This window comes from Actinomadura flavalba DSM 45200, from assembly GCF_000374305.1.
GTDB classification, from domain to species: domain Bacteria; phylum Actinomycetota; class Actinomycetes; order Streptosporangiales; family Streptosporangiaceae; genus Spirillospora; species Spirillospora flavalba.
This window is the reverse complement of sequence record NZ_KB894096.1, coordinates 234,693-257,717: the sequence shown is the minus strand read 5'-3', so window position 1 is coordinate 257,717 and position 23,025 is coordinate 234,693. Positions and strand designations below refer to the sequence as shown.

At 73.8% G+C, this 23,025-nt stretch carries 26 protein-coding genes; 8 read left to right on the top strand and 18 right to left on the bottom strand.

Annotated features, from left to right (window positions below):
* Window positions 1-17: 17 nt before the first annotated feature.
* Both C229_RS0117190 and C229_RS0117185 read left to right on the top strand, forming a co-directional pair.
* A complete protein-coding gene (locus C229_RS0117190) occupies window positions 18-1,031 on the top strand; it encodes an ArsR/SmtB family transcription factor (RefSeq protein WP_018656325.1) in 1,014 nt (337 codons plus the stop codon).
* A complete protein-coding gene (locus tag C229_RS0117185; RefSeq protein WP_033424474.1) occupies window positions 1,024-1,599 on the top strand; it encodes a TetR/AcrR family transcriptional regulator in 576 nt (191 codons plus the stop codon). Before C229_RS0117190 ends, C229_RS0117185 begins: the two co-directional genes overlap by 8 nt.
* 37 nt (window positions 1,600-1,636) lie before the next feature.
* On the opposite strand, the gene C229_RS0117180 is transcribed toward C229_RS0117185, so the two are convergent.
* The 5 genes from C229_RS0117180 to C229_RS0117160 form a co-directional block, all read right to left on the bottom strand.
* The gene (locus C229_RS0117180; RefSeq protein WP_018656323.1) at window positions 1,637-2,008 is read right to left on the bottom strand and encodes a hypothetical protein; all 372 of its coding nucleotides are present in this window, start codon (window positions 2,006-2,008) and stop codon (window positions 1,637-1,639) included.
* Window positions 2,005-2,427: a roadblock/LC7 domain-containing protein gene (locus C229_RS30965; protein ID WP_018656322.1), complete on the bottom strand. Its 423-nt coding sequence runs from the start codon at window positions 2,425-2,427 to the stop codon at window positions 2,005-2,007. Before C229_RS30965 ends, C229_RS0117180 begins: the two co-directional genes overlap by 4 nt.
* A gap of 41 nt (window positions 2,428-2,468) precedes the next feature.
* Window positions 2,469-3,302, bottom strand: a complete 834-nt coding sequence (locus C229_RS30960; protein ID WP_018656321.1) for a hypothetical protein — start codon at window positions 3,300-3,302, stop codon at window positions 2,469-2,471.
* Complete coding sequence (locus tag C229_RS0117165; RefSeq protein ID WP_240487316.1) at window positions 3,295-3,756, bottom strand: roadblock/LC7 domain-containing protein; 462 nt, start codon at window positions 3,754-3,756, stop codon at window positions 3,295-3,297. Before C229_RS0117165 ends, C229_RS30960 begins: the two co-directional genes overlap by 8 nt.
* Before the next feature lie 125 nt (window positions 3,757-3,881).
* Window positions 3,882-4,853 carry a helix-turn-helix transcriptional regulator gene (locus C229_RS0117160; RefSeq protein WP_026313881.1) on the bottom strand — a complete coding sequence of 324 codons (972 nt, stop codon included), beginning with the start codon at window positions 4,851-4,853 and terminating at the stop codon, window positions 3,882-3,884.
* 454 nt (window positions 4,854-5,307) lie between these two features.
* On the opposite strand from C229_RS0117160, the gene C229_RS0117155 reads away from it, so the two are divergent.
* Window positions 5,308-5,751: an enediyne antibiotic chromoprotein gene (locus tag C229_RS0117155; protein WP_018656318.1), complete on the top strand. Its 444-nt coding sequence runs from the start codon at window positions 5,308-5,310 to the stop codon at window positions 5,749-5,751.
* A 45-nt stretch (window positions 5,752-5,796) separates the two neighbouring features.
* On the opposite strand, the gene C229_RS0117150 is transcribed toward C229_RS0117155, so the two are convergent.
* Window positions 5,797-6,786, bottom strand: a complete 990-nt coding sequence (locus tag C229_RS0117150; protein ID WP_018656317.1) for an aldo/keto reductase — start codon at window positions 6,784-6,786, stop codon at window positions 5,797-5,799.
* A gap of 111 nt (window positions 6,787-6,897) precedes the next feature.
* Between C229_RS0117150 and C229_RS0117145 the strand changes: the two genes are divergently transcribed.
* On the top strand, window positions 6,898-7,728 hold the full coding sequence (locus C229_RS0117145) for a helix-turn-helix domain-containing protein (RefSeq protein ID WP_018656316.1): 831 nt from the start codon (window positions 6,898-6,900) through the stop codon (window positions 7,726-7,728).
* On the opposite strand, the gene C229_RS0117140 is transcribed toward C229_RS0117145, so the two are convergent.
* The 3 genes from C229_RS0117140 to C229_RS0117130 form a co-directional block, all read right to left on the bottom strand.
* Window positions 7,718-8,215 carry a GNAT family N-acetyltransferase gene (locus tag C229_RS0117140; protein WP_018656315.1) on the bottom strand — a complete coding sequence of 166 codons (498 nt, stop codon included), beginning with the start codon at window positions 8,213-8,215 and terminating at the stop codon, window positions 7,718-7,720. The genes C229_RS0117145 and C229_RS0117140 overlap by 11 nt on opposite strands.
* Before the next feature lie 43 nt (window positions 8,216-8,258).
* Window positions 8,259-8,762, bottom strand: a complete 504-nt coding sequence (locus C229_RS0117135; RefSeq protein WP_018656314.1) for a GNAT family N-acetyltransferase — start codon at window positions 8,760-8,762, stop codon at window positions 8,259-8,261.
* 66 nt (window positions 8,763-8,828) lie between these two features.
* Window positions 8,829-9,326, bottom strand: a complete 498-nt coding sequence (locus C229_RS0117130; RefSeq protein WP_018656313.1) for a winged helix-turn-helix transcriptional regulator — start codon at window positions 9,324-9,326, stop codon at window positions 8,829-8,831.
* A gap of 96 nt (window positions 9,327-9,422) precedes the next feature.
* Here C229_RS0117130 and C229_RS0117125 point away from each other — a divergent pair, with 96 nt between their 5' ends.
* On the top strand, window positions 9,423-10,841 hold the full coding sequence (locus C229_RS0117125) for an MFS transporter (protein ID WP_018656312.1): 1,419 nt from the start codon (window positions 9,423-9,425) through the stop codon (window positions 10,839-10,841).
* A 152-nt stretch (window positions 10,842-10,993) separates the two neighbouring features.
* Here the strand turns inward: C229_RS0117125 and C229_RS0117120 are convergent, their stop codons facing one another.
* Window positions 10,994-11,386: a VOC family protein gene (locus tag C229_RS0117120; RefSeq protein ID WP_018656311.1), complete on the bottom strand. Its 393-nt coding sequence runs from the start codon at window positions 11,384-11,386 to the stop codon at window positions 10,994-10,996.
* 82 nt (window positions 11,387-11,468) lie between these two features.
* Between C229_RS0117120 and C229_RS0117115 the strand changes: the two genes are divergently transcribed.
* Window positions 11,469-12,485, top strand: a complete 1,017-nt coding sequence (locus tag C229_RS0117115) for a helix-turn-helix transcriptional regulator (protein WP_018656310.1) — start codon at window positions 11,469-11,471, stop codon at window positions 12,483-12,485.
* Here the strand turns inward: C229_RS0117115 and C229_RS0117110 are convergent.
* The 6 genes from C229_RS0117110 to rox form a co-directional block, all read right to left on the bottom strand.
* Window positions 12,413-13,171 carry an SDR family NAD(P)-dependent oxidoreductase gene (locus C229_RS0117110; protein WP_018656309.1) on the bottom strand — a complete coding sequence of 253 codons (759 nt, stop codon included), beginning with the start codon at window positions 13,169-13,171 and terminating at the stop codon, window positions 12,413-12,415. The two genes, C229_RS0117115 and C229_RS0117110, sit on opposite strands and share 73 nt — an antisense overlap.
* Before the next feature lie 70 nt (window positions 13,172-13,241).
* The gene (locus C229_RS0117105) at window positions 13,242-13,820 is read right to left on the bottom strand and encodes a TetR/AcrR family transcriptional regulator (protein WP_018656308.1); all 579 of its coding nucleotides are present in this window, start codon (window positions 13,818-13,820) and stop codon (window positions 13,242-13,244) included.
* 105 nt (window positions 13,821-13,925) lie between these two features.
* Window positions 13,926-14,705, bottom strand: coding sequence for a chymotrypsin family serine protease (locus C229_RS0117100; protein WP_018656307.1), 780 nt, complete (start codon window positions 14,703-14,705; stop codon window positions 13,926-13,928).
* A gap of 922 nt (window positions 14,706-15,627) precedes the next feature.
* Window positions 15,628-16,077, bottom strand: coding sequence for an iron chaperone (locus tag C229_RS0117085; RefSeq protein WP_018656304.1), 450 nt, complete (start codon window positions 16,075-16,077; stop codon window positions 15,628-15,630).
* A 444-nt stretch (window positions 16,078-16,521) separates the two neighbouring features.
* Window positions 16,522-17,490 (bottom strand): class A beta-lactamase, encoded by a 969-nt coding sequence (gene bla, locus C229_RS0117080; RefSeq protein WP_026313880.1) that lies wholly within the window; start codon window positions 17,488-17,490, stop codon window positions 16,522-16,524.
* 86 nt (window positions 17,491-17,576) lie between these two features.
* A complete protein-coding gene (gene rox / locus C229_RS0117075; RefSeq protein WP_018656302.1) occupies window positions 17,577-19,004 on the bottom strand; it encodes a rifampin monooxygenase in 1,428 nt (475 codons plus the stop codon).
* 209 nt (window positions 19,005-19,213) lie between these two features.
* On the opposite strand from rox, the gene C229_RS0117070 reads away from it, so the two are divergent.
* Window positions 19,214-20,206, top strand: a complete 993-nt coding sequence (locus C229_RS0117070; RefSeq protein ID WP_018656301.1) for an arsenic resistance protein — start codon at window positions 19,214-19,216, stop codon at window positions 20,204-20,206.
* Here C229_RS0117070 and C229_RS0117065 read toward each other — a convergent pair.
* Complete coding sequence (locus C229_RS0117065; protein ID WP_018656300.1) at window positions 20,169-20,654, bottom strand: Lrp/AsnC family transcriptional regulator; 486 nt, start codon at window positions 20,652-20,654, stop codon at window positions 20,169-20,171. The genes C229_RS0117070 and C229_RS0117065 overlap by 38 nt on opposite strands.
* Before the next feature lie 95 nt (window positions 20,655-20,749).
* On the opposite strand from C229_RS0117065, the gene C229_RS0117060 reads away from it, so the two are divergent.
* Complete coding sequence (locus tag C229_RS0117060; RefSeq protein ID WP_018656299.1) at window positions 20,750-21,715, top strand: threonine ammonia-lyase; 966 nt, start codon at window positions 20,750-20,752, stop codon at window positions 21,713-21,715.
* A 48-nt stretch (window positions 21,716-21,763) separates the two neighbouring features.
* On the opposite strand, the gene C229_RS0117055 is transcribed toward C229_RS0117060, so the two are convergent.
* Window positions 21,764-22,948: a coiled-coil domain-containing protein gene (locus tag C229_RS0117055; protein ID WP_155884894.1), complete on the bottom strand. Its 1,185-nt coding sequence runs from the start codon at window positions 22,946-22,948 to the stop codon at window positions 21,764-21,766.
* Window positions 22,949-23,025: the final 77 nt, after the last annotated feature.

The window sequence follows — 23,025 nt, the reverse complement described above, 5'->3', positions numbered from 1 at the left end:
CGGTAGCCTGGAGCTTAATGATCACCTTTGAGCTGGGCGTCGAGGACCTCGCGGACACGCGGTTCGCGCTCTCGCCGCTGTACGAGACGGTGCTCAGCCTGCGCGTCCTGCGCGAACCGGGGCTGTCGGCGCTGCACCTCCCGTGGCGGCGGGCCGCGCTCGCCCGGCTCGGCGGGCTCGACACCGGGCTGCTGCTGTCGCTGGTCGCGGCGCGGCGCACCCTCCCCGACTTCCTCACCCCGCGCCCGGCGACGTTCGCCGCCGCGTTCGACGAGGAACTGGCCGTCGTCCGCCGCGCCTCCCCCGCGCTGGTCCGCCGCGACCTGGCGGCCGCGCACGCCCCCGAGCCCCTTCCGGCGCCGCTGCGGGACGCCGCCACCGGCGACGACGCGTCCGTCGCCCGGCTCCGCGACACCGTCTGCGACCTGCTGCACCGGTACTGGACGGTCGCGCTCCGACCGGCGTGGCCGCAGATGCGCCTGGTGCTGGAGGCCGACATGACCTACCGGGCGCGGCGGCTCGCGGTCGGCGGCGCGCGGGCGCTGTTCGCCGACATCCACCCGCACCTGCGCTGGCACGACGGCGTCCTGTCCATCGACCGGACCATCGGCGCGGGCTACCGTGCCGCGTCGTCGGGCCGGGGGCTGCTGCTCGTCCCGTCGGTGTTCGCGCACAAGCCCGCGCCGCCGGTCGGCGCGGACGAGGCGCCGGTGCTCGGCTATCCGTGCCGGGGCGTGGCGACGCTGTGGCATTCCGCGCCGGTGGCCGACGTCTCCGCGCTGACGTCCCTGGTGGGCGTGCCGAAGGCGACGCTGCTCGGCCTCCTGGACGAGCCGCTGCCCACCGTCGAACTCGCCCGCAGGCTCCGCGTCACCCCCAGCGCCGTGTCGCAGCACCTCAAGGTGCTGCACGCGACCGGGCTGGTCACCCGCGCCCGCGACGGGCGGCAGGTCCTCTACCGGCGCAGCGGCCTCGGCGACGGCCTCGTCGGCGCGCGGCGCCCCGGGGTGGTAGGTGTGGGCCATGACTGAGAGCGTGACCGGGGTGCGCGGGCGGACGCGGCGGGCCATTCTCGCCGCCGCGGCGGCGGTCCTGGCGCGGGACCGGGCCGCGACCGTCGCCGACATCGCACGCGCCGCCGACGTCGGGCGCAGCACCGTGCACCGGTACTTCCCGGAGCGGGACGACCTGGTCCGGGCCGTCGTGGAGGACTCGCTGGAGGTCGTCGAGCGGGCCGGGGCCGACGCGCGGCTCGACCAGGGGACGCCGCTGGAGGCGCTGCGGCGGCTCATCGCCGGATACGTCGCGGCCGGAGACCGTATCCGCTTCCTGTGGGGCGATCCGGACGTCCTGGCCGGTCACGGGACGCCCGCCGACGACCCGGACTGCCCGCCCGTCCAGGACCCGATGCTCGACCTGGTCACGCGCGGCCAGGCCGCGGGCGTCCTCGACCCGGACGTCGAACCCGTCTGGGTGCAGAACGTCCTGTGGGCGCTGGTCTACACCGGCGTCGAGCTGGCCGAGCAGGGCGTGCTGCCCCGGCACGGCGTCGTCGCGCACGTCGTCCGCACGTTCGAGAACGGCGTGCTGGCGCGCTGACGCCCCGGCCACCGCGCCGGGCCGGGGCGCCGGCGCGTCAGACCTCCAGCGTCTCCTCGATCGAGCGCAGCCGGTGGCGGGCCAGGGCGAGGTTGGCGCGGTTGCGGTCCAGCGCCATGTACATGAACAGGCCGGCGGACTTGCGGCCGGTCACCGGGCGGATGATGTGGTACTGCCCGGACAGGGAGATGAGGATGTCCTCGATCTCCTCCTTGAGGTTGAGCTGCTCCATCGTGCGCAGCTTGGCCCGCACGACCTCGGTGTTGCCCGCCGCGGCGACCTGGAGGTCGAGGTTCTTGGAGCTGCCGAGCATGCCGAGCGCCATGCCGCTGCTGTAGTCGACGACGGCGGCGCCGACCGCGCCGTCGATGTCCATCATCTCCTTGAGGGCGGTGTCCAGGTTGCTCATCGTGCGTCCTTCCGTTGGGGTTCGGGACCGCCGGGGGCGGCCAGGAGGCCCGCGATGGCGCGGGCGACGGGGCGCGACTCCAGGTGGAGCCGGCCGACGTTCACGGCGGGTGCGGCCAGCACGGTCAGCGACGCCGTCCACCCGGCCGCGTAGATCACCACGTGGCCGCCGGTGCCGTGCACGACGACCTCGCGGAACGCTCCACCGTGCGCGGTGGAGGCGAGCCGGTGCGAGAGACCGAGCTGGGAGGCGGTCAGCGCCGCGAGGCCGTCGGGTTCCAGGTCGGGGGGCAGGTCGTGCGCGACGAGCAGCCCGTCCGACGACGCGACGAGGCTGCCGACGAGGTCGGGGAGGCGGTCGCGCAGCGCGTGCAGTTCGGCGCGCACGGCGGGGTCGGGGTCGGGCGGCGGCAGTTTCACGGGCCTCCTCATCAGTTCACCCAGCCGTCTCTTCCGCGGGGTCACGCAAGCTCCTCCAGCGCGGCGCGCAGCCGGACCAGCACGTCGTGGTCGGGCGGCGTCCAGAACGCGGGCGGCTCGCCCGGCGCGGGCGCCGTCGCGAGCGCCGGGGCGACGGGACGGACGGCGGGTCCGGGCCGTTCGATCAGCCGCGCCGCCGCCAGCGCCCGGACGGCGAGCAGGCAGCCGAACGTGGTGCGGCCGAGGTCGAGCGCCAGCCCGGCGGCGGTGCGGTGGCCGTCGGCGTTGAGCAGCAGCTCGGCCTGTAGGCCGGTGAGGATGACGCGCTGCCGCCGCACCCGCCGCACCGGCACCACGGGGGCGGTGTCGGCGCGGTCGTCGGGCCATTCGGCGTCGAGCCGGTCGCGGCGGCGCGTCCGCTCCAGCACCAGCGTCGCGGGCGTGATCCGGCAGACGGGCGCCAGCCAGTGCGGCGGTCCGGCCTCGAAGCGCGGCTCGGCGGCCGAGCCGAGCAGGGACGAGGCGGCGTCGAACGCGGCCAGCAGCGCGAACATCTCCAGCCGCGCCCGGCCGAGGCCGGGGGCGCGGCCGGCCTCGCGCAGCGGCGCGCCGTCGCGTTCGGCGACGGCGAGCAGGACGCGCCCCCACTCCTCGGCCGACACGGTGCCGGACGACATGACGAGCCGGTCCAGCCCGGTCGTCGCCCGGTTCGTCACATAGGTGACGGCGCCCCGGTCGAGGAAGAACGCGCCCTCGTCACCGGCGTGCAGGACGCCGGTGCGCTCGTCGGCCTCGGCGCGGCGCAGCGCGGTGACGATCGGGGGGTCGGCGTGGGCCGGGGCGACGCCCGGATCGGCCGCCGCCGCGCTACGCACCCTCCCCTCCCGCCATTTCACCGAGCAGTTCCCGCACGCGCAGCCGGGCCAGCGCGAGATTGCCTTTGTCGCGGTCGACGAGCAGGTGCAAGAACAGCCTTCCCTCGAACGCGTCGTTGATCAGTGCGATGAGGTGATAGCCGCGCGTGCCGCAGACGATGATCTCCTCGATGTCGTCGCCGGTGCGGGTGGTGCTGAGCGCCGGGGTGGCCAGCACGGCGCGGACGACGTCGGTCGTACCGGCCGCGTCCTCGTGTTCGTCGACGGGATCGGCGCGTCCCGCAGCGGCGACCGCCAGCCCGCTGGCCCCGTCGACCAGCGTCGCGCTGTGGGAGCCGGGGATCTCCATGATCTGTTTCAGGCAGCCGTCAATGCCCAGCACGCCGTCCCCTCCGCCGCGTGAGAGTTGCAGGAAGTCAGACGTTACACCGAACAGAACGTTGCGTGCCGTCATTCGTCAAGACAAGTCTAAAAAAGCAGGTGATGCCTGGCAGGCAGGCATTATCGCCATTCGGGGGAAGCATACCGTTGAGTATTTCGTGATCCTCGGTGCATGTTCCACATACGCGTTGAAATGGCTCAATTCCCCGGTGTCGCGACCGCCTCGGCGGACCGCTCGGCGAGATTCCGGACGTACGTCACCAGCTCCGGCGGCCCGTGCACCGTGAACGGGCGGCCGCTCATGATCAACCGCATCGCCACGAACTCCACCGCGTCGGCGTGGCCGCGCACCCGGACCTCGTCCGGCCCGATCTCCTCCAGCTCCCCCGAGCCGCCCGACCACCGCGCGGCCTCCGCGACGGGCATGCGCAGCGTCACGTCCGTCTCCACGTGCCGCACCAGCGCCGCCATCCGCTCGGCCAGGAACTCGGCCGGGTCGCCGCCGGGCACCGCGCGCCCCGCCGACCGCTGGCCGATGCCGCGCGGTCCGGAGATCCGGTCGACGCGGAACGTGCGCCAGTCGTCGCGGTCGATGTCGAAGGCCAGCAGATACCAGCGGCGGCCCGCCACCACCAGCCGTTCCGGCTCGACCAGCCGCCGCGTCTCGGCGTCGTCGGCCGCCCGGTAGGAGAACCGCAGCCGCTCCCGGCCCGCGACCGCGACCGCCAGCGCCGCCAGGTCGGACGGCGAGACGCCCGGCCCCCGCCCGGCCGACCACGGCGCCGCCGCCACGGTCGCCGCCGTCAGCGCCGCAAGCCGGGGCCGCAGCCGCGACGGCAGCACCTGCTCCAGCTTGGCCAGCGCCCGCGCCGACGCCTCCCCGATGCCCTCGACCGGCTGCGACGCGGCGGCCGACAACCCGACGGCGACCGCCACGGCCTCCTCGTCGTCCAGCAGCAGCGGCGGCATCGCCGTCCCCGCCACCAGCCGGTACCCGCCCGCCGGTCCCATCGCCGCCCGCACCGGATAGCCGAGGTCGCGCAACCGCTCCACGTCGCGTCGAACGGTGCGGGTACTGACCCCGAGCCGACCGGCCAGCTCACCGCCCGCCCACTCCCGGGGCGTCTGAAGCAAGGACAGCAACGCCAGCAGCCGCGAGGAAGTACTCATACCCCCAGCATGCCCGAGTAGCGGACGCTTCCCGTCCGGCACCCGGCCTCGCCCGCCGGGGTGGCCTCAGCGCCACCTCATGACGGAACCATCGGCACGGTTCTCTCACCGTCCCGCCAGGTCACGGCATCGAGACGCGCCCTGTCGCGCACACGGCGGCGGGGCCGCCGACGCCTCCGACACCGGCTCCCGGCCACCCGGCTTGTGCCGACTGGGTGGGATACCGGACGTCGACGAGACGGAGCGACCGGTCCGTTCCGTGGCCTGGCGCCGGGTTCCGGGTACGCACGGCCTTCGCCCGAAATGAGCCAGAGGTCGCGACCGAGCACTCCACCGCACCGCCGTCACCCCTCTCCCGGCACAGCCCTCGGCAAACACTCTTTGTGATAAATCCATCACCGAAAGTGCGACCGTCCGCCCGTGCGGGCGCATCATCCGATCGAACGGAGAACCTGTGTCCCTTCCCCTCGTCAGGCCCGGCGCCGTGCTGGTGCTGGGTCTCGCGTCGGTCCTGTCCGCGCCGCTGCCGTCGTCGGCGGCGGAGGCGCGCGCCGCGCAGCTCGTCATCACGGCCAATCCGTCCACCGGCCTGGCCTCCAGCACCGCCGTCGGGGTGGGCGGTCGTGGCCTCAACCCTCAGTACACCTACTACGCCCAGCAGTGCGGGGTCATCAACGAGGCCACCGGGGAGTGGGCCTGCGACCCCAACACCCGCGTCCGCCTCACGCCCGACGAGGGCGGCGCGTTCAGCACGCCGTTGAGCGTCCGCAAGCACTTCGAGGGCGTCCGCGGCAACGGCGAGTACCACTCCATCCACTGCGGCCGCATCCAGTGCGTGGTCGGCGTGGCCGCCACCGACGGCGGTGACGCCACGACGGCTCCGCTCGAGTTCCGCTGATCCGTGGCCGGGCCGGACACCGCCGCCGTCCGGCCCGGCACGCGGTCACTCCCAGCAGGTGTCGCCGAACACGAAGGGGGACTCCTCGCACTGGGCGATGAAGTCGCCGGGGAAGCCGAGGGCGAAGTCGGCGGCGCCGTCCAGGCGGGCGGCGGCCTCGTCCGGGAGGGTCAGGCCGGCCGCGCCGAGGCTGTCGGTGAGCTGGGCGGCGGTGCGGGCGCCCACCAGCGGGTGCACACCGGCGTACTTGGCGCGCGTCCAGGCCAGCGCGACCTGCGCCGGGGTCGCGCCGATCTCGGTGGCGACGTCGCGGACGGTACGCGCCACCGCGTGGTCGCGGTCGGTGAGGGTGCCGGGATCGACGCGGGTCTCGCCCGCCGGGGTCGCGCCGGTGAACTTGCCCGACAGCACGCCGCGCGCCAGCGGCGCCCACGCCGCCACGCTCAGCCCGAGCCCCTCGGCCATCGGCAGCAGCTCGCGCTCGACGTCGCGTTCCAGCAGGTTGTAGGGCACCTGGAGGCCCGCGAACGGTGTCCAGTCGCGCCACTCCGCGAGCGTGTTGGCGCGGGCGACGACCCAGGCGGGGACGTCGGAGACGCCGACGTGCAGCACCTTGCCCGCGCGGACCGCGTCGTCCAGCGCCCGCATCGTCTCCTCGACCGGCGTGCGCCGGTCCCAGACGTGCACCCAGTACAGGTCGATGTAATCGGTGCGCAGGGCGCGCAGGCTGTCTTCCAGCGACCGGACGAGGTTCTTGCGGTGGTTGCCCGCCGCGTTGGGGTCGGTGCGGTCGCGGGTCAGCGTGTACTTGGTGGCCAGGACGGTCCGGTCCCGGCGGCCCGCCAGCAGCTCACCGACGATCTCCTCGCTCGCGCCGTACGAGGAGGCGGTGTCCACGACGTTGCCGCCCGCCTCGAAGTAGGTGTCCACGATCGCGCGGTAGTCGGTGATCCGGTCGCGGTCGTGGAAGGTCATGGCGCCGAGGAACAGCTCCGACACCCGCAGCCCGGTGCGGCCGAGTGGGCGGTAACGCATGAATGGTCCCCTTTCGTTGCGGGACCGAGCCTGCCGCTCCGCGGCCGTCTCAGGGAGACCGGCGTGAGGCTGGCCCTCGCGGGGCCACGCAACCCCGATAGCCTCGGGACCATGGGAGACAACGAGCTGGGCGGGTTCCTGCGCGCCCGCCGCGAGGCGCTCACCCCCGAGCTGGCGGGGCTGCCCGCCGGGCCGCGCCGCCGCACGCCGGGGCTGCGCCGCGCCGAGCTGGCGACGCTCGCCGGCGTCAGCGTCGAGTACCTGACCCGGCTGGAGCAGGGCCGCGACCGCCGTCCGTCCCCCGAGATCATCACCGCGCTCGCCGAGGCGCTGCGGCTCTCCCCCGACGAGCGGCTGCACCTGCACCGGCTGTCCAAGGTCGCGTCCGGCGCCTACTGCGCGGACGCCCCCGAACCCGACCGCACCGTCCGCCCGGCCGTGCGGGCGCTGCTGGCCGCGCTCGAACCGGCTCCGGCGGTGGTCGTCAGCCGCATCGGGGAGGTCCTGGCCCGCACCGAGGGGTTCGCCCGCCTCGCCGGGCCGCTCGGCCTGCTCGACGGCGAGCCGCCCAGCCTGGCGTACTACGTCTTCACCGACCCGCGCGCCCGCCTGGCGTTCCCCGACTGGGACACGGTCGCGGCCGCGCGCGCCGCCGAGCTGCGGACGGCCGCGTCGCTCGGCGACACCCACGCCGCGTACGTGGCCGACGAGCTGCGCGTCCTGGCGGGCCCGTCGTTCACCGGCCACTACGCGGGGTCGGCGCTGCCCGCGCGGACCGGCGTCGAGCGGTGGGCGCATCCGCGCGCGGGCGAGCTGCGGCTGTTCTACGAGTGCCTGGCGCTGCCCGAGACCGACGAACAGCAGCTCGTCGTGCGCCTGGCGGCGGACGCGGCCACCGAGGCGGCGCTGACGGCGCTGACGGAGGCCGTCGTCACGCGGTGAGGTCGAGCCGCCAGTCGTTCCAGAGCCCCCGGGTGCCGGGCGGGAAGTCGAGTTCCGTGGCGCCCAGCAGGGTGAAGCCGAGCCTGCCGCACAGGGCGTTGGACGCCGCGTTGTCCACCGAGGAGAACGCGTGCAGGTGCCGGTGCCGCCCGTCAGCGCGGGCCCTGTCCACCAGCAGCCGCCCGGCCGCCGAGGCGATGCCGCGCCCGTGGTGCTCGGCCACCACCGCCCAGCCGGTCTCGTAGACCAGGGCGTCGCGCCACTCCCGCTCCCAGAAGCCGATGAGGCCGACCGCGTCGTCCCCGGCGTGGACGCGGTACATCATCCCGGGCGCGGTCCCGGCCAGGTCCAGGTAGCGGCGGTGCCGTTCGAGCAGCCGGTCCGGGGTCTCGACGCCGCCGAGGTGGCGGCGCGCGTCCGGCGTGTTGAGGGCGTGCAGGACGTTGATGCCGTCCGTGGTCCACGGTTCCAGGCGTACCGGCTGCATCCGCCGATTCTGGCACGTTCCACGACAGCCGGGGAGGCGCCCCTCAGCCGGTGAGGTCGAGCCGCCAGTCGTTGCAGCGCATGAGCGAGCCGGGCGGGAACTCGAAGTCCGTGGGGCCCAGCAGGGTGAAGCCGAGCCTGCCGCACAGGACGTTGGACGCCGCGTTGTCCACGCTGGGATACGCGTGCAGGTACCGGTGCAGCCCCTCGGCCCGCGCCGCGTCCACCACGAGCCGTCCGGCCGCCGAGGCGATGCCCTTCCCCTGCCACCCGGGGACGATCGTCCAGCCGGTCTCGTAGACGACCTCGCCCCGCCACTCCTTCTCCCAGAATCCGATCACGCCCACCGAACCGGGCTCGTCACCGACGAGCACGCGGTACATGGCGCCCGGTCCGGACGAGCCGAAGGCCAGGTAGCGCCGGTGCCGGGAGAGGATCTGCTCGGCGGGCTCGACGCCGCCGAGGTGGCGGCGCGCGTCGGGGGTGTTGGCGGCGTGCAGGACGTGCAGGTCGGCCTCGGTCCAGGGTTCGAGCCGTACGGTGTTCATGGTCGCGATTGTGGCACGCTCCACCGACGTTCTCCGGCCCGGCGACCCCTCGCGCGGGACGGACGGCTAGCGGGGACGGACCAGGCGGGCGACCTCCGCGCGGTCGGCGTCGGCCCGTTCGGCCGCCGCCTGCTCGGCCGCCACCCGCACGTCGTAGTCGGCGCGGGCCCTGGCGATCTGGCCCTGGTGCTCCTCGGTCCAGGTGACGAGCGCCTTGATCGTCGTGTGCAGGGTCGCGCCCAGCTCGGTCAGCTCGTAGTCGACGCGCGGCGGGACCGTCGGGTGGACGGTCCGGCGGACCAGGCCGTCGCGCTCCAGATGGCGCAGCGTTCGCGTGAGCATCCGCTGGCTGACGCCGTCGATCATGCGGCGCAGCTCGGTGAAGCGCAGCGACCGCTGCTCCAGCAGCGCGATCACCAGCAGCGACCACTTGTCGGCGACCCGGTCGAGGATCTGCCGGACCTCGCAGTCCTCGCGGGCGTCCCAGTGCGTGTAGTCGAAGTCCTCGCCGCCCGGGTCGGTATCACAGCGGTAACCGGGTGACGTCGATGTTCCGTCTTCCATGCCTCCCGATGGTGTCCCACGATGGGGCCGGTTACAAGAGGGAACCGGCCCACGTTCGGGATACCGGCCCTTCCCGTCCCCGGAAGGAGTGGACCCGTGTCCACCACCCACGACCGCGTCAGCGGACGCGCCTGGGCCGTCCTCGCGGTCCTCGGCGGCGCGATGTTCCTGGAGGGCATCGACGTCGCGATGATCAACGTGGCGCTGCCCGCGATCCGCGCCGACCTCGGCCTGTCCACCGGCGTGCTCAGCGGCGTCGTCAGCGCCTACGTCCTCGGCTACGGCGGGTTCATGCTGCTGGGCGGACGCGCCGCCGACCTGCTCGGCCGGCGCCGCATGTTCCTGCTGTGGCTGGGCGTGTTCATCGCCTTCTCGGGCCTGGGCGGGCTGGCCACCGAGGGCTGGATGCTGCTGCTCGCCCGCTTCGCCACCGGCGTCGCGTCGGCGTTCATGGCCCCGGCCGGGCTGGCGCTGCTCACGTCCGCGTTCCCCGAGGGCCCGCTGCGCACCAAGGCGCTCGGCGTCTACGCGGGGCTGGCGGCGGGCGGGTTCTCGCTCGGCGTCGTCGCGGGCGGGATGCTCACCGCGCTCGGCTGGCGCTGGGTGTTCTTCGGGCCCGTCGTGCTGGCCTCGCTGATCCTGCTCGGCGCGCTGGCACTGCTGGACGTCGAGCCGCGCACGCCCCGGACGGGACGGTTCGACCCGCTCGGCGCGCTGAGCATCACCGGCGCGATGCTCGCGCTCGTCTACGGCATCGTCCGGCTGGAGAACCCCTCGCACGGCCCGGCGCTGACGGCGGCGCTGCTCGTCCTCGGCCCGGCGCTGCTCGCGGTGTTCGTCGTGGTCGAGCGGCGGCACCCCCAGCCGCTGGTCCGGCTCGGCATCCTGCGGTCGGCGCGGCTGGTGCGCGCCAACGTCACCGCGATGCTGTTCCTGGCCTCGTTCGCCGGGTTCCAGTTCGTCGCGACCCTCTACCTCCAGGAGGTCCGGGGCTGGACGCCGCTGCAGACCGGCCTGGCGCTGCTCGTCGCGGGCATCGACACGATCCTGGCGCCGACGCTCACGCCGCGCCTGGTGAACCGGTTCGGCAACCTGCGGGTGCTGTTCGGCGGGACGCTGCTGGCGGTCACCGCCTACGCGCTGTTCCTCCCGGTCGGCACCGACACCGTGTACGCGGCGATGTTCCCCACGATGCTGCTCATCGGACTGTCGTTCGCGCTCGCCTACGCGCCGCTGACGATGGCCGCGACCGAGGGCGTCCCCGACCACGAACAGGGACTGGCCGGCGGGCTGCTCTACACCTCGATCCAGTTCGGCACCGCGCTCGGCCTGTCGGCCGTGACGGTCGTCGGCGTCGCGGCGGGCGGGGGCCTGCCGGGGGTGCGGGCGGCGCTGCTGGTCCCGCTCGTGACGGCGCTGCTCGGCGCGATCGTCGTCGCGACCGGCCTCCGGCGCCGCGACCCGTCCGTCCCGGCCGACGCCGCGCCCGTCGCCCACCAGCCGGTCGGAGCCTGATCGCTCGGCCATCCGGGACCTGTGCGCCCGGCCGCCCTCGCTCGATGATCGGTGGGGGGGGGGCCACGGGTGCTCGCACAGTTGGCCGGGGGCGCTCCGGCCCCGCACGAGTGATCGGTGCGGGGCCGGAGCGTCGTCGAGCGGGTGGGGGCTCAGCGCTCGGCCAGGACCTCCAGGTAGTGCGCGTTCTCCATGATGCCGAGCACGTTGCCGAACGGGTCGCGGACGGCGGCGGGCACGAAGCCCTCGCCGCGTTCGATCGGCTCCTGGACCGGGGTCGCGCCGAGGTCCAGGAGCCGCCGGTAGGAGGCGCGCACGTCGTCCACGTGCCAGAACTGGACGGGTCCGGCGGGCCTGCCGTCGCTGTCGGCGTAGCGGTACCGGCCGTCGACCAGCCCCAGTTCGTGCCGGTAGTCCCCGACGCGGAACTCGACGTAGCCGTCCACGCGGAAGTACGGCTCGATGCCGAGCACCTCGGTGTACCAGGCGACGGCGGCCTCCAGGTCGTCGGCCCAGTAGTTGATGGTCGCGAATCCCCGCAGCATGGTGGTCCCCTTCGTCCGTTCCGTTGCTCCGCACGTTAGGGAGCCATCAGGACAGTGAACGTCCGCATGGTTGACTGGCCCGATGCGTGATCCGTCCGCACGGCTGCTGCGCCTGCTGTCCCTGCTCCAGACCCCGCGCGACTGGCCCGGCGCCGAGCTGGCCGACCGGCTCGACGTCACCGTCCGCACCATCCGCCGCGACGTGGACCGGCTGCGCGAACTGGGCTACCCGGTGGTGGCGGCGCGCGGCAACGTCGGCGGGTACCGGCTGACGGCCGGGACGGCGATGCCGCCGCTGCTACTGGACGACGAGGAGACCGTCGCCATCGCCGTCGCACTGCGCACCACCGCCGAGACGGACCTGCCGGGCGTCGAGGACGCGGCGCTGCGCGCCCTGGCCAAGCTGCAACAGGTGCTGCCGAAGCGGCTGGCGCACCGGCTGGGCGCGGTGGCCGAGGCCGCCGTCCCGATGCCGGTGGAGGGCGGCCCCGCGACCGACCCGGCGACGCTCGCGACCCTCGCCGGCGCCTGCCAGGTCGGGGAGAAGGTCCGCTTCGCCCACACCCGGGCGGACGGCACCGCGTCGCGCCGCCTGGTCGAGCCGCACCGGCTGGTCGCGGCGGCGCGGCGGTGGTACCTGGTCGCGCACGACGACGCCCGCGCCGACTGGCGCATGTTCCGCGTCGACCGGATCACCGAGGTGCACCGCACCGGCGTCCGCGTACCGGCCCGTGCCCTGCCCGGCGGCGTGGACGCCGCGACGTTCGTCCACCGGTCCCTCGGCGCCGACGCCGTCCGCGCCCGCGTCCTCCTGCACGCCCCGCCCGCCGAGGCGTCCGTGGCGGCCCGCCTGGGCGACCTGACCCCGCACGACGCCGCCACGACCCTTCTCACCACCCGCCCCGGCTCCCCCGCCTACCTGGCCCACCGCCTCACCCTGCTCCCCATGCCCTACACCGTCCTGGACCCCCCGCCGGTCGCCACGGCCCTCGCGGACCTGGCCGCGCGCGCCGCCGCCGCGTCCGGTCAGGCGGAGGCTCCGCCGTCCAGGACGAGGTCGGCGCCCACCGTGAAGCCGGAGTCGTCGGAGGCGAGGTAGAGGACGGCGGCGGTGACCTCGTCGAGCGTGCCGACGCGGCCGAGGGGGATCGTGGGCGCGAGGCGGGCGTCGCGGTCCGCGACGGTCTCGCCCGGCCGCACGGACATGGGCGCGTCGGCCGCGCCGGGGCTGACGGCGTTGACGCGGACGCCGTCTGCGACGTGGTCGCGGGCGGCGGCGCGGGTCAGGACGCTGACGGCGGCCTTGCTCGTCGCGTAGGACGCCAGGCCGGGCAGGCGCACGTGCGCGCCGATGTTGGACGCGGTGTTGACGATCGCGCCGCCGCCGTGGGCGCGCATGTGCCGGATCTCGTGCTTGAGGCACAGGAACACGCCGGTCAGGTTGACGTCGAGGGTGCCGCGCCAGGCGGCGGCGTCCAGATCCGCGAGCGGGGCGGCCTCACCGAGGACGCCCGCGTTGTTGTGGGCGACGTGCAGGCCGCCGTGCCGCTCGACCGTCGTTTCGACCAGGCGGGCGACGTCGTCCTCCACGGTGACGTCGGCGGTGACGGCCTCGGCCTTGCCGCCGTCGCGCGCGATGAGCGCGACGGTTTCGTTGAGGGCTGCGGCGTCGCGTCCGGCGACGACGACGGTCGCGCCCTCGGCGGCGAAGGCCCGCGCGGTGGCGCGGCCGATGCCGCTGCCGCCGCCGGTGACGAGCGCGACCCTGCCCTGGAAACGAGACATGTGGTTCTCCAATTGTAGAACGTACGGTCAATTATGGAGGCGTGCATCAGCGCCGCCCCCGCGGAGGGATTCAGTCGAGAACGGACAGCGCCGTCGCCGCCGCGTCGCGCAGCCGGGCGGGATCGTCCGCCCCCTTGCCCACCACGCGCATGCCCTGGAGCACCGTCAGCACGAACCGCGCGAGCGCCCGGGGGTTGCGGTCCGCCGCCAGCTCGCCCTGGGCCGCCGCGCGGGTGAGCGCCGAGGTCAGCGTCGCCTCGACGAAGTCCCAGTTGGCGGCCACGCGCCGCGCCGCCGCCGCGTCGTGCGGCACCAGCTCGACGGCCGTGTTCACGACCAGGCATCCGCGCTCGGCGCCGGGCCCGGTGGCGTCGGCGGCGAACCGCTCCACCAGCGCCCGGACGGCGGGCAGCACCGGGCCCGGCTGCGATAGCAGCCCGGCCCAGTCGACCCCCAGCTCCACGTACCGGTCGTACGCCTTGAGGTAGAGGTCGCGCTTGCCGCCGAACGTGGCGTAGATGCTCGCCCGTCCGATGCCCAGGTGCTCGACCAGGTCGGCCATCGTCGTCGCCTCGTAGCCCCGGGCCCAGAACAGCTCCATGGCGCGGTGCAGTACCGCGTCGGGGTCGAACTCCTTGGTCCGTGCCATGGCGGTGAACCTAGGCCATTGTGGAACGATCGGTCAAGATAGGTGACGAAAAGAGGGCGGCGCCCCACCGCGTGGTGGGGCGCCGCCGGTCCGGTGGACGGGAGGTCAGGGCAGGTGGAAGCCCGCGCCCACGTCGCCCCGGGCGTTCATGTCACCGATGATGAACTCGATCGAGGTATGGCCGGGGAATCCCCAGAGGTTGCCGACGAGCGTGGTCCCGTCGACGACGGGACCACCGGAGTCGCCCGCGTTGGTGGCGACGGCGCTGATGAAGCGGCCGATGTTCGCCGGGCCGTGGCCGGTGACCTTGCCGCAGGTCAGTCCGGTCCGGTGACCCATCTTGCACAGGCGGGTGCCGACGGCCGGGCGGGCTCCGAGCGACGTGATCGTCAGCGAACCCGACGGGCTGGAGACCGTGTTCGTCGGCCGCACCTTGGTCTCGTCGAACTTGATCACGGCGTAGTCGGGTCCGGCCACGCCGCCGGTGAAGTACCCGTTGCCCTCGCTGATGTAGGTCACCTCGCCGATCACGCCGACGTCGAGGAAGTCGAGGCTGCTGGGCGGCGGAGCCGGGTTGAAGAAGGTGCCGTGCGGCGACCGGTCGAGGTAGACCTTGTCGCCGTGGACCTTCTGGCCCGCGTCGTTGACGAAGCAGTGCGCGTTGCTGAGGCCCACCAGGTTGCCCGCGCCGTCATAGCCGACCGCGGTCAGCGTGCAGCTCTTGACCTTCATCTCGGTGGGCGTCTGCACGAACTGCTGATAGATCCCCGTGCCACCACCGATCGGGTGCCGGGTGTCCGCCTGGGCGGCGGGAGCGACGGGGGTCAGCAACGCGGCCACCGTGGCCGCGACCAGAAGACCGGCCTTGCGCATGAAGCTGGGCATGTTCACTCGCTTCTCGGAAGGATCAAGACACCCACATTCAAGCAGACACACATGTCTTTTTGAAACTCCCCCCAACCACCAAAGACCCCGACCGCCCGCAACGGGCACCCTGGCCGCGCTCCCGGAGGACCCGGCACCCGGCGGCCCCGCCGGAAGGCGTTCTTCCGGAAGGCCGTCGCCCACGGAGCGCCCGGCGCACGGTATTGCCCGGATGGTGCAGACATGCCGGACGCGCCGACTCGCTGGCGGTCTCCTCGCACGCGGCGCCCACGTACACGTCTTGTCGCGGCTGACGCGCCCGTTGCGGGATCGGTGGTGCGTCTGGGTCGGCGGCGGCCGCGACGACTGGCTGCCCGCCGAGGAAGACGCCCGCGAGGCGAGCGTCCCCACCACGTAGCTGGGCGCAGCCGCGCTCGGGCGCGTCCTGCCGTGCACCGACGGCCTTGCGTTACGCCCCGTCGAGCGGCGTGGCCTGCTCGCGCCGCGACGACTGGCTGCCCGCCGAAGACGACGTCGGCGAGGCGGGCGTCTCCGCCGCATAGCTGGGTGCGGCCGCGCTCGGGCGTCCTGCTGTGTATTGACGGCCTTGCGCGTTACGCCCTGTTGGAGGGCATGAACTCTCGTCCTGCTGGCGGTCGCCGCCCGCGCCCTCGTTGAGGGCGGCGTCGCCGTCGTCGTGCTGCCTTACGCCTTGGTGGCGTGGGGACGTGGACGCCTGCTCGGGCGAATTCAGTCGGGCGGGCGGTGGGGGCGTGTGGCTCACGGCGATCGGCGGGCCGTGGCCGGGGGCGGCGGTGGCGGGCGGGCGTGTGTCGTCGTCTTGGGTCCCAGGTGGGGGCGGCAGGGGTCGTCGTGGGGCCGGGCAGGAAGTCGGAGATGACGACGCGCAGGCCGCGGCGTGTTGCCCGGGGCGGCGCCGGTTTTAGGTTGCGGCCTTGGTTACGAGGTCGGTGATGTGTGCCTCGACGTCGGTGGTGAGGTTGGTCAGGGCGAAGGCGGTCGGCCACATGGCGCCGTCGTCGAGGGTCGCGACGTCGTTGAAGCCGAGGGTGGCGTAGCGGGCCTTGAACTTGGCGGCACTCTGGAAGAAGCAGAGCACCTTGCCGTCCTTGGCGTAGGCGGGCATGCCGTACCAGAGCTTCGGCTCCAGGCCGGGGGCTGCGGCGCGGACGAGTTCGTGGACGCGCTCGGCCAGGACGCGGTCGGCGTCCTCCATCTCGGCGATCTTGGCGCGGATGTCGGCGTCGCCGTCGGCCTTGGCCTTGCCCCCGCTGCGGCGCCGCGCGGTCCGCACCTCCTTGGCGCGCTCCTTCATCGCGTCGCGCTCCTCGGCGGTGAAGCCCTCGCTCTGCTCGGCCTTGGTGTTCGCCATGTCGATCCCCTTCTCGCTGCGTGTGCTCCCATCCTCCTTCCGGCAACGGCACGCCGCTTCTCAAAAACTGATCGTTAACACCCCACGCCCATCCCCACTCGTGACCGTCGCAGACACGGCGGCCATCGAGGCGGCCGCGCCTGGTCCCCGCCCAGCCGGGCAAGCCGCCGCCGAGGGCCGTGTGCGGCCCGGCTGCCGTTGGAAGGCCGGGCCGTTGTAACCCACGGAGCCCCGCCACCCGTAGGGCTTACACGCGAACCCCAGCAGCACGAAGCGGACGCCTCGCCCAGCTACGACCACGCGCACGCACAGGCGGACGCGCGGGCACCCCGGCCTCGCCCGGGTCAGCGTACGGCCGCGCGAGCTCAGGTGGGCGCGGGCACCACGGCCTCGCCCGGTGAAAGTGTGACCGCGCGCGAGTGAGCACGATGGCTCCGGCCGGGGTCAGAGTTTGCCGAGGGCTCGGGCCAGCGCGGTCGCGGTGGAGGCGATGACCTTCTCCTCGGCCGGGGTGTTGTCGGCGGTCCGGTTGGTGAAGATCGACAGGATGATCGGCGCGGTCGCGCCGGGGGGCCAGACGATCGCGAGGTCGTTGGCGGTGCCGTGGTTGCTCGCGCCGCCCGTTCCCGTTTTGTCGCCGACCGTCCAGGTCTTCGGCAGGCCCGCGCGGATGCGCTTGTCTCCGGTGACGGTGGCCTTGAGCCAGCCGACCAGCCGCGCCCGGTCGTCCGGGTGCAGGGCCCCGCCCGCCGTGAGCGCGGAGAAGGTGCGTGCGGCCGCCGCCGGGGACGTGGTGTCGCGCCGCTCGCCGGGGCTCCACTCCGTCAGGCCGGGTTCCGGACGGTCCAGGCGGCTCGTCCGGTCGCCCTGGGCGCGGAAGAACGCGGTGAGCCCGGCGGGCCCGCCGATCTGCCGCAGCATCATGTTGCCCGCGAAGCCGTCCGACCTGGTGATCCCCGCGCGGCAGAACTGCGCGGGCGTCATGCCGGTGTCGGTGTACTCGGTGGTCTCCGGGGAGTTCTCCTTCAGCTCGGCGACCTCGGACGGCGTCCAGCGGACGATCCGGTCCATCAGTCCGGGGCTGCCGTTGCGCGCCTTGTGCAGCACCGCCGCGCACGCGAAAGCCTTGAAGACGGAGTTGAACGGGAAGCGTTCGTCGGCGCGGTACCCGACGGTGCGTCCGGTGCCCAGGTCGATGCCGACCGCTCCGATGCGTCCGTCATAGGACTTCTCCAGTGCCCGCAGCGCCCTGTCCAGCCCGGGGTTCGCGGCCACCGCGGCGCTCGTCCGTTCGGCGGGACGCGCCGCGCGGTCCGGCTCGGCGCCGGCGCCGAGCGCGTGCACGCCGCCGGTGGCCAGCGCGCCGAGGGCCAGAGCGGTGACGCCGGTCCGCAACCAGAGCTGTCGTCTCATGTCAGAAGCAGATCAGGAACCGGCCGGGCCTGTCCAATATCGCTACGGACGCCCGGCCATACCCGAACGGCTATGGGTGCGACGGCTCAGGGGCTGGCGGCACCGAACCACCGGGGCAGATGGTCGACGAGGTCGCGCCGGTCCTCCCCGGCCCACGCCACATGACCGTCCGGACGCAGCAGCACGGCGGGCGCGTCCACCTCCTCGGCGGTGTCGACGACGTGGTCGATCCGGTCCTCCCAGCCCGCCACCGAGAGTCGGCCGGTCTGGTCGAGCAGGAGCCCCCGGCCACGGTGCGTCAGCTCGTAGAGGCGCCCGTTCTTGAGCCGGACGTCGCGCATCCGCCGTCCGAGCAGGGGATGCCCCTCGCCGAGGTCGTAGCGGACGCTGATCGCGGTGATCTTCTCGATCAGGTACCGGTTCACCTCCTCGAAGTCCATCAGCTCCGACAGCAGCCGCCGCACGGCCTGCGCGCCCGGCGCGGTGGAGACCAGCTCGGACTGGGCGCGGGTGTTGTCCAGCACGGCGGCGGCCACCGGGTGCCGCTCGGTCTCGTAGCTGTCCAGCAGGCCGTCGGGCGCCCAGCCGTCGATCTCGGCGGCCAGCTTCCAGCCGAGGTTGAACGCGTCCTGGATGCCGAGGTTGAGGCCCTGCCCGCCGAGCGGCGGGTGGACGTGGGCCGCGTCGCCCGCCAGCAGCACCCGCCCGGCCCGGTACTTCTCGGCCTGCCGGGTCGCGTCGTTGAAGCGCGACAGGCGGCGCGGCGAGTGCGCGCCGAAGTCGGTCCCCGCCGTGGCGTCGAGCCGCCGCCGGAACTCCTCGAACGTGGGCGGGACCGTGCGATCCTCGGCCACTCCCCCGGCGGACACGACGAGGCGGAACATCCCGTCCCCGAGGGGCATCACGCCGAACCGCAACTGCGTCTCGCGGACCTTCGCGACGACCTCGGCGACCGTCGCCGGGTCCTCGGTCAGCGCCATCTCGCCCAGCAGCGTCTCGGCCGTGGCGGGTTCGCCGGGGAAGCCGACGCCGAGCAGCCGCCGGACCGTGCTGCGGCCCCCGTCGCAGCCGACGAGGTAGCGCGAGCGCAGCCGCGTGCCGTCGGCCAGCTCGACGGTCACCCCGTCGTCCTCCTGGGTCAGTCCGACCAGTTCGCTGCCGCGTCGGATCTCGGTGCCGAGTTCCAGGGCGTGTTCGGTCAGCAGACGCTCGATGACCGGCTGCGGAATGCCGAGAACGTACGGATGCGCGGTGTCCAGCCGATCGGGCCACCGCTTGGTGATCCCGGCGAAGAAGCCGCCGACCTGGTACTTCTTGCCGTGCGCGAGGAACCGCTCCAGCAGCCCGCGCTGGTCCATCACCTCGATGCTGCGCACGTGCAGGCCGAGCGCGCGGACGTACTCGCCCGGCTCGGCCTCCTTCTCCACCACGAGCACGCGCACCCCGTGCAGCCGCAGTTCGCCCGCCAGCATCAGACCGGTCGGCCCGCCACCGGCGATGATCACGTCGATCATGAATCCCCCGTCATCCCAGCCTGCCCGCGCCTGTTCCCGCAGGTAGCGGCTTCGGTGGACGATTGTGCGGCACGACCCGGGTCTTGCCGCAAGACCCCCTGTGCGCTATACCTTGAGAGTGGCGAGGAGTGCGGGAGACTCCTTGCCTTTCTTCTTGCCCGGCCCCCCGACCGGCGCGAGCCGGGCCGGGTCAGGGAGCGGTCGAGCGGATGGAACGCCACCAGGTCGCGGTGTACCTCGGCGCCATGGCGGCGGGGCTGCTGCTCGGACGGGTCGCGCCCGGCCTCGGACCGGGGCTGGAACACGCCGTCAACCCGGTACTGGGCGCGCTGCTGTTCGTCACGTTCCTCCAGGTACCGGCCGCCGAGCTGTTCCGTTCGCTGCGGGACGGGCGTTTCCTCGCCGCCGCCCTGCTGGTCAACTTCGTGGTGGTGCCGCTGGTCGGCGCCGCGACGTTCGTCCTCCTGCCCGCCGACCAGGCCGTGCGCGTCGGCGTCCTGCTGGTGCTGCTGTGCCCGTGCATCGACTACGTGATCGTCTTCGCCGGGCTGGCCGGTGGGTCGGGGCGGCGGCTGCTCGCGGCGACGCCGCTGCTGCTGGTCGCGCAGATGGCGTTGCTGCCGGGGTTCCTGTACCTGTTCCTGGGCTCGGAGCTGGCCGACGTCGTGGAGGCCGGTCCGTTCGTCGAGGCGTTCGTCGTGCTGATCGCCGTGCCGCTGGCGCTGGCGTGGACCGTCCAGGCGTGGGCCGCCCGGAGTCCCGCCGGGGAGAGGGCGGCGGCCGCCGCCGGGACCACGATGGTGCCGCTGATGGCCGCGACGCTTCTCGTCGTGGTCGCCTCCCAGGTTCCCAAGATCGGCGACAGTCTCGGCGACGTCGCCGCCGTGGTGCCCTTCTACGTCGCCTTCCTCGTGATCATGGCGGTGGCGGGCGCGGCCGTGGCCCGCCTGTTCCGTCTCGACGTCCCGGCCGGACGCGCCATCGTGTTCACCGGCGCCACCCGTAATTCCCTGGTCGTTCTCCCCCTCGCGCTGGCGCTGCCCGACCGGTTCGCCGTCGCCGGTGCGGTCGTGGTCGCGCAGACGCTGGTGGAGGTCGTCGGCATGGTGGTGTATGTCCGCGTCGTCCCTCGCCTGGTGCCTGACCGCCGCGTTCCGACGGCGGTCACGGCAGCGGAGGGGGAAGGGCCAGGCCGGTCTTGACGGTGTCGAAGACGAGCAGCGTCTCGTACCGCCTGATGTTGTCGTCCGCCTTGAACAGGCGGTCGCCGGCGCGGCCGCAGTCGCGCATGCTGCGGGAGGCCAGGACGACCACGTAGTCCCACGGGCCCGCGACGCGGTAACACTGCTGGACCTGCGCGTCCGCGCGCATCCGGGCCGCGAACGCGCGGTGGTGCTCGAACGACTCCTGGTCGAGGGTGACCAGGACGGTGGCCAGGACGGTCGGGCCGAGGCGGTGCGGATCGAGCACGGCGACCTGCCGGGTGATGAGGCCGTCCCGGCGGTAGCGGGCGATGCGCCGCTGGACGGCGCTCGGGGAGAGCCCGACGCGTTCGCCGAGGTCGTGCAGGGTGCGGTCGGCGTCGTGCTGGAGCAGGTCCAGGAGCAGCGCGTCGATCTCGTCCAGGCGGGGCGGTGGCGCTTCGGGCATGCAAGATTATTGCGTCCGGACGCGAAAATTCTCAATCGGGTCGATCGGGCGTTCGATTAGCGTCGGCCGGGTCGGCACGAGGAAGGGTGGCGCGCATGGACCTGGACGTGGCACGGATCGAGAAGGCCGCGCGGGTGATCGACCCGGTGTTCCTGAACACCCCGCAGTACCTGGACGAGCGGCTGTGCCGGGAGCTGGGCGGCCGCGCGGTGACGGTCAAGCTGGAGACGGCCAACCCGGTGCGCAGCTTCAAGGGCCGGGGCGCCGACCTGATGCTGAGCACGCTCGCGCCCGGCACGCCGGTGGTGTGCGCCAGTTCGGGCAACTTCGGGCAGGCCGTCGCGTATGCCGGACGAGTGCGCGGGATGCCGGTCGAGGTGTTCGTGCCCGCGACGATCAACCCCGGCAAGCAGGAGCGGATCGAGACCTTCGGGGCCCGGGTCGTCGTGGTCGACGGGGACGGCACGGCGGCGCGGCGGGCCGCCGCCGCGCACGCCGAACGTCACCCCGGCCGCGTCCACCTCCAGGACGGCGTCCAGGCGGCCATCGCCGAGGGTGCCGGGACGATCGGCGCCGAGCTGACCCGCGCCGGGACCGGCTTCGACGCCGTCGTGCTCCCGGTGGGCGACGGCGCGCTGATCAACGGTGTGGCGCGGTGGATGCGGGAGCACGCTCCCGGCACGCGGATCGTGGGCGTCAACGCGGCGGGCGCGCCGTCGATGCTGGAGAGTCTGCGGGCGGGCCGCGCGGTGGACCTCGAACGAACCCGGACCTTCGCCGACGGCATCGCGGTGGGCGCGCCCTCGGCGGAGTCGGTGCGCCGGGCGAGCAGGCTGGTGGACGAGATCGTCCTCGTGCCGGACGAGGCCATCGCGGACGCGATGGAGCTGGCGGCGCGCACGCTGGCCGTCCTCCTGGAACCGGCCGGCGTGGCGGGCCTGGCGGCGATCGCCGCGAACACGATCCCCGGCCACCGCCTGGCGACCGTGCTGACCGGAGCGAACCCCCGCCCGGAACAACTACGCGACCTGGCGTCCCGCCTGGCGCAACCCACCCCCTGACCAGCCCAAGCCCACAAGGACGCACCGACCCAGGCCAGCCGGGTTGGGTCAGGGTGCGGGGTCCGTCGTGGGTGTGGGCGGGGTGGTGGTCTCGGAGCGGGCGGTCGCCTGGTGGAGCAGGAGCTCGGCGGTGGCGGCGCGTTCGCGGAGGCGGTCCGCGTCCTGGCGGGCGGTGAGGAGATCGCGTTCCAGGCGGGCCACGCTGTCCCGGTGGGCCTGCTCGGCGGCCTCGGCGGCGGCGCGGGCGGCGGCGGTCTGGGCGGACTGCTCGGCCGCACGGTCGGCGTGGGCGGCGCGGTCGTGTTCCGCGCGGTCGAGTGCTTCGCGGAGCCGGGACAGTTCGGCGGTGGTGTCGGCGCGGACCTGTTCGGTCGTCCGTTCGGCCTGCTGGAGCAGGGCGGCGGCGCGCTCGCGGTCGGCGGCCGTCTCCCGGCGGAGATCGGTCAGTTCTCCGGCCAGACGTGCGCGCTCGGCCTGTTCGGTCTTCAGGGCCTCTTGCGCGGTGCGCGCCTCCTTCTCCAGTTCCCGGTGTGCGTGCCGCCCGGTCTCCAGGGCCTGGCGGGCGGCTGACAGGTAGCCGGTCAGTTCCGTGACGCGTTGCAGCGCCTCGCGTTCGCGCTGGGACGCCTGGGCGCCCGCCTCCAGCGCGGCTTCGGCGCGTCCGTCGGCGGCCAGCGCGCGTTCGGTGGCCTCCTTCTCGCGTTCGACGGCCTCGGCGCGCTCGCGTTCGGCGCGTTCGGCCTGCCGGGACGCGGTGGCGGCGCTGCGCCCGGCTTCCTGGGCGTCCTTCTCGGCCAGTCCCGCGTCGCGGCGGGCGCGTTCGGCCTCGGCCTCGGCCGCCTCGACGCGGCTGACGGCGGCGGCGTCGATCTCCTCCAGGTGGCGCAGCAGGGTGTGCAACGCCTGCTGCTGGTCGCGCAGCGAGGGCAGTAGCCGTTCGGCCAGCTCGGCCGCCCGCTGCTGGCCCGTCGTCGTGACGGCCGCGGCGGCGGCGCGCTGCAACCGTGAAGCCTTGTCGGCGTGCGCCTTGCAGCAGTACTTGCTGCGCCGCCCGCCGCGCGGCCTGCCCTTCTCGTCGGTGGGCGGAGCCGGAAGCGGCTCCCCGCAGCGGTTCCCCCGCTCGTCGACGAGCTGGCACCGCCCGAAGGGATGGTCCCGCTCTCTCCTGGCGTCCGTCTCGTCCTGCGCGAGCACCGAGGGATCTTCCAGCCGCGTCATGTCTCCGTCTTCCACGCCGCACACGCTATATCCGATCGCGTACGCGTGCACGCGTTTGCTTTCACGACACGCGCACGCGTTTGATCGCCATA

Excerpts from the sequence above, each read along its gene's own strand:
- C229_RS0117185 (WP_033424474.1), top strand. The coding sequence starts at position 1,024 with ATGACTGAGAGCGTGACCGGGGTGCGCGGGCGGACGCGGCGGGCCATT.
- C229_RS0117145 (WP_018656316.1), top strand. The coding sequence starts at position 6,898 with ATGGGAGACAACGAGCTGGGCGGGTTCCTGCGCGCCCGCCGCGAGGCG.
- C229_RS0117130 (WP_018656313.1), bottom strand. The coding sequence starts at position 9,326 with ATGGAAGACGGAACATCGACGTCACCCGGTTACCGCTGTGATACCGAC.
- C229_RS0117140 (WP_018656315.1), bottom strand. The coding sequence starts at position 8,215 with ATGCAGCCGGTACGCCTGGAACCGTGGACCACGGACGGCATCAACGTC.
- C229_RS0117065 (WP_018656300.1), bottom strand. The coding sequence starts at position 20,654 with ATGCCCGAAGCGCCACCGCCCCGCCTGGACGAGATCGACGCGCTGCTC.
- C229_RS0117060 (WP_018656299.1), top strand. The coding sequence starts at position 20,750 with ATGGACCTGGACGTGGCACGGATCGAGAAGGCCGCGCGGGTGATCGAC.
- bla (WP_026313880.1), bottom strand. The coding sequence starts at position 17,490 with ATGAGACGACAGCTCTGGTTGCGGACCGGCGTCACCGCTCTGGCCCTC.
- C229_RS0117105 (WP_018656308.1), bottom strand. The coding sequence starts at position 13,820 with ATGGCACGGACCAAGGAGTTCGACCCCGACGCGGTACTGCACCGCGCC.
- C229_RS0117085 (WP_018656304.1), bottom strand. The coding sequence starts at position 16,077 with ATGGCGAACACCAAGGCCGAGCAGAGCGAGGGCTTCACCGCCGAGGAG.
- rox (WP_018656302.1), bottom strand. The coding sequence starts at position 19,004 with ATGATCGACGTGATCATCGCCGGTGGCGGGCCGACCGGTCTGATGCTG.
- C229_RS0117165 (WP_240487316.1), bottom strand. The coding sequence starts at position 3,756 with ATGACGGCACGCAACGTTCTGTTCGGTGTAACGTCTGACTTCCTGCAA.
- C229_RS0117120 (WP_018656311.1), bottom strand. The coding sequence starts at position 11,386 with ATGCTGCGGGGATTCGCGACCATCAACTACTGGGCCGACGACCTGGAG.
- C229_RS0117160 (WP_026313881.1), bottom strand. The coding sequence starts at position 4,853 with ATGAGTACTTCCTCGCGGCTGCTGGCGTTGCTGTCCTTGCTTCAGACG.
- C229_RS0117190 (WP_018656325.1), top strand. The coding sequence starts at position 18 with ATGATCACCTTTGAGCTGGGCGTCGAGGACCTCGCGGACACGCGGTTC.
- C229_RS0117110 (WP_018656309.1), bottom strand. The coding sequence starts at position 13,171 with ATGTCTCGTTTCCAGGGCAGGGTCGCGCTCGTCACCGGCGGCGGCAGC.
- C229_RS0117135 (WP_018656314.1), bottom strand. The coding sequence starts at position 8,762 with ATGAACACCGTACGGCTCGAACCCTGGACCGAGGCCGACCTGCACGTC.
- C229_RS0117115 (WP_018656310.1), top strand. The coding sequence starts at position 11,469 with ATGCGTGATCCGTCCGCACGGCTGCTGCGCCTGCTGTCCCTGCTCCAG.
- C229_RS0117150 (WP_018656317.1), bottom strand. The coding sequence starts at position 6,786 with ATGCGTTACCGCCCACTCGGCCGCACCGGGCTGCGGGTGTCGGAGCTG.
- C229_RS0117180 (WP_018656323.1), bottom strand. The coding sequence starts at position 2,008 with ATGAGCAACCTGGACACCGCCCTCAAGGAGATGATGGACATCGACGGC.
- C229_RS0117100 (WP_018656307.1), bottom strand. The coding sequence starts at position 14,705 with ATGCCCAGCTTCATGCGCAAGGCCGGTCTTCTGGTCGCGGCCACGGTG.
- C229_RS0117070 (WP_018656301.1), top strand. The coding sequence starts at position 19,214 with ATGGAACGCCACCAGGTCGCGGTGTACCTCGGCGCCATGGCGGCGGGG.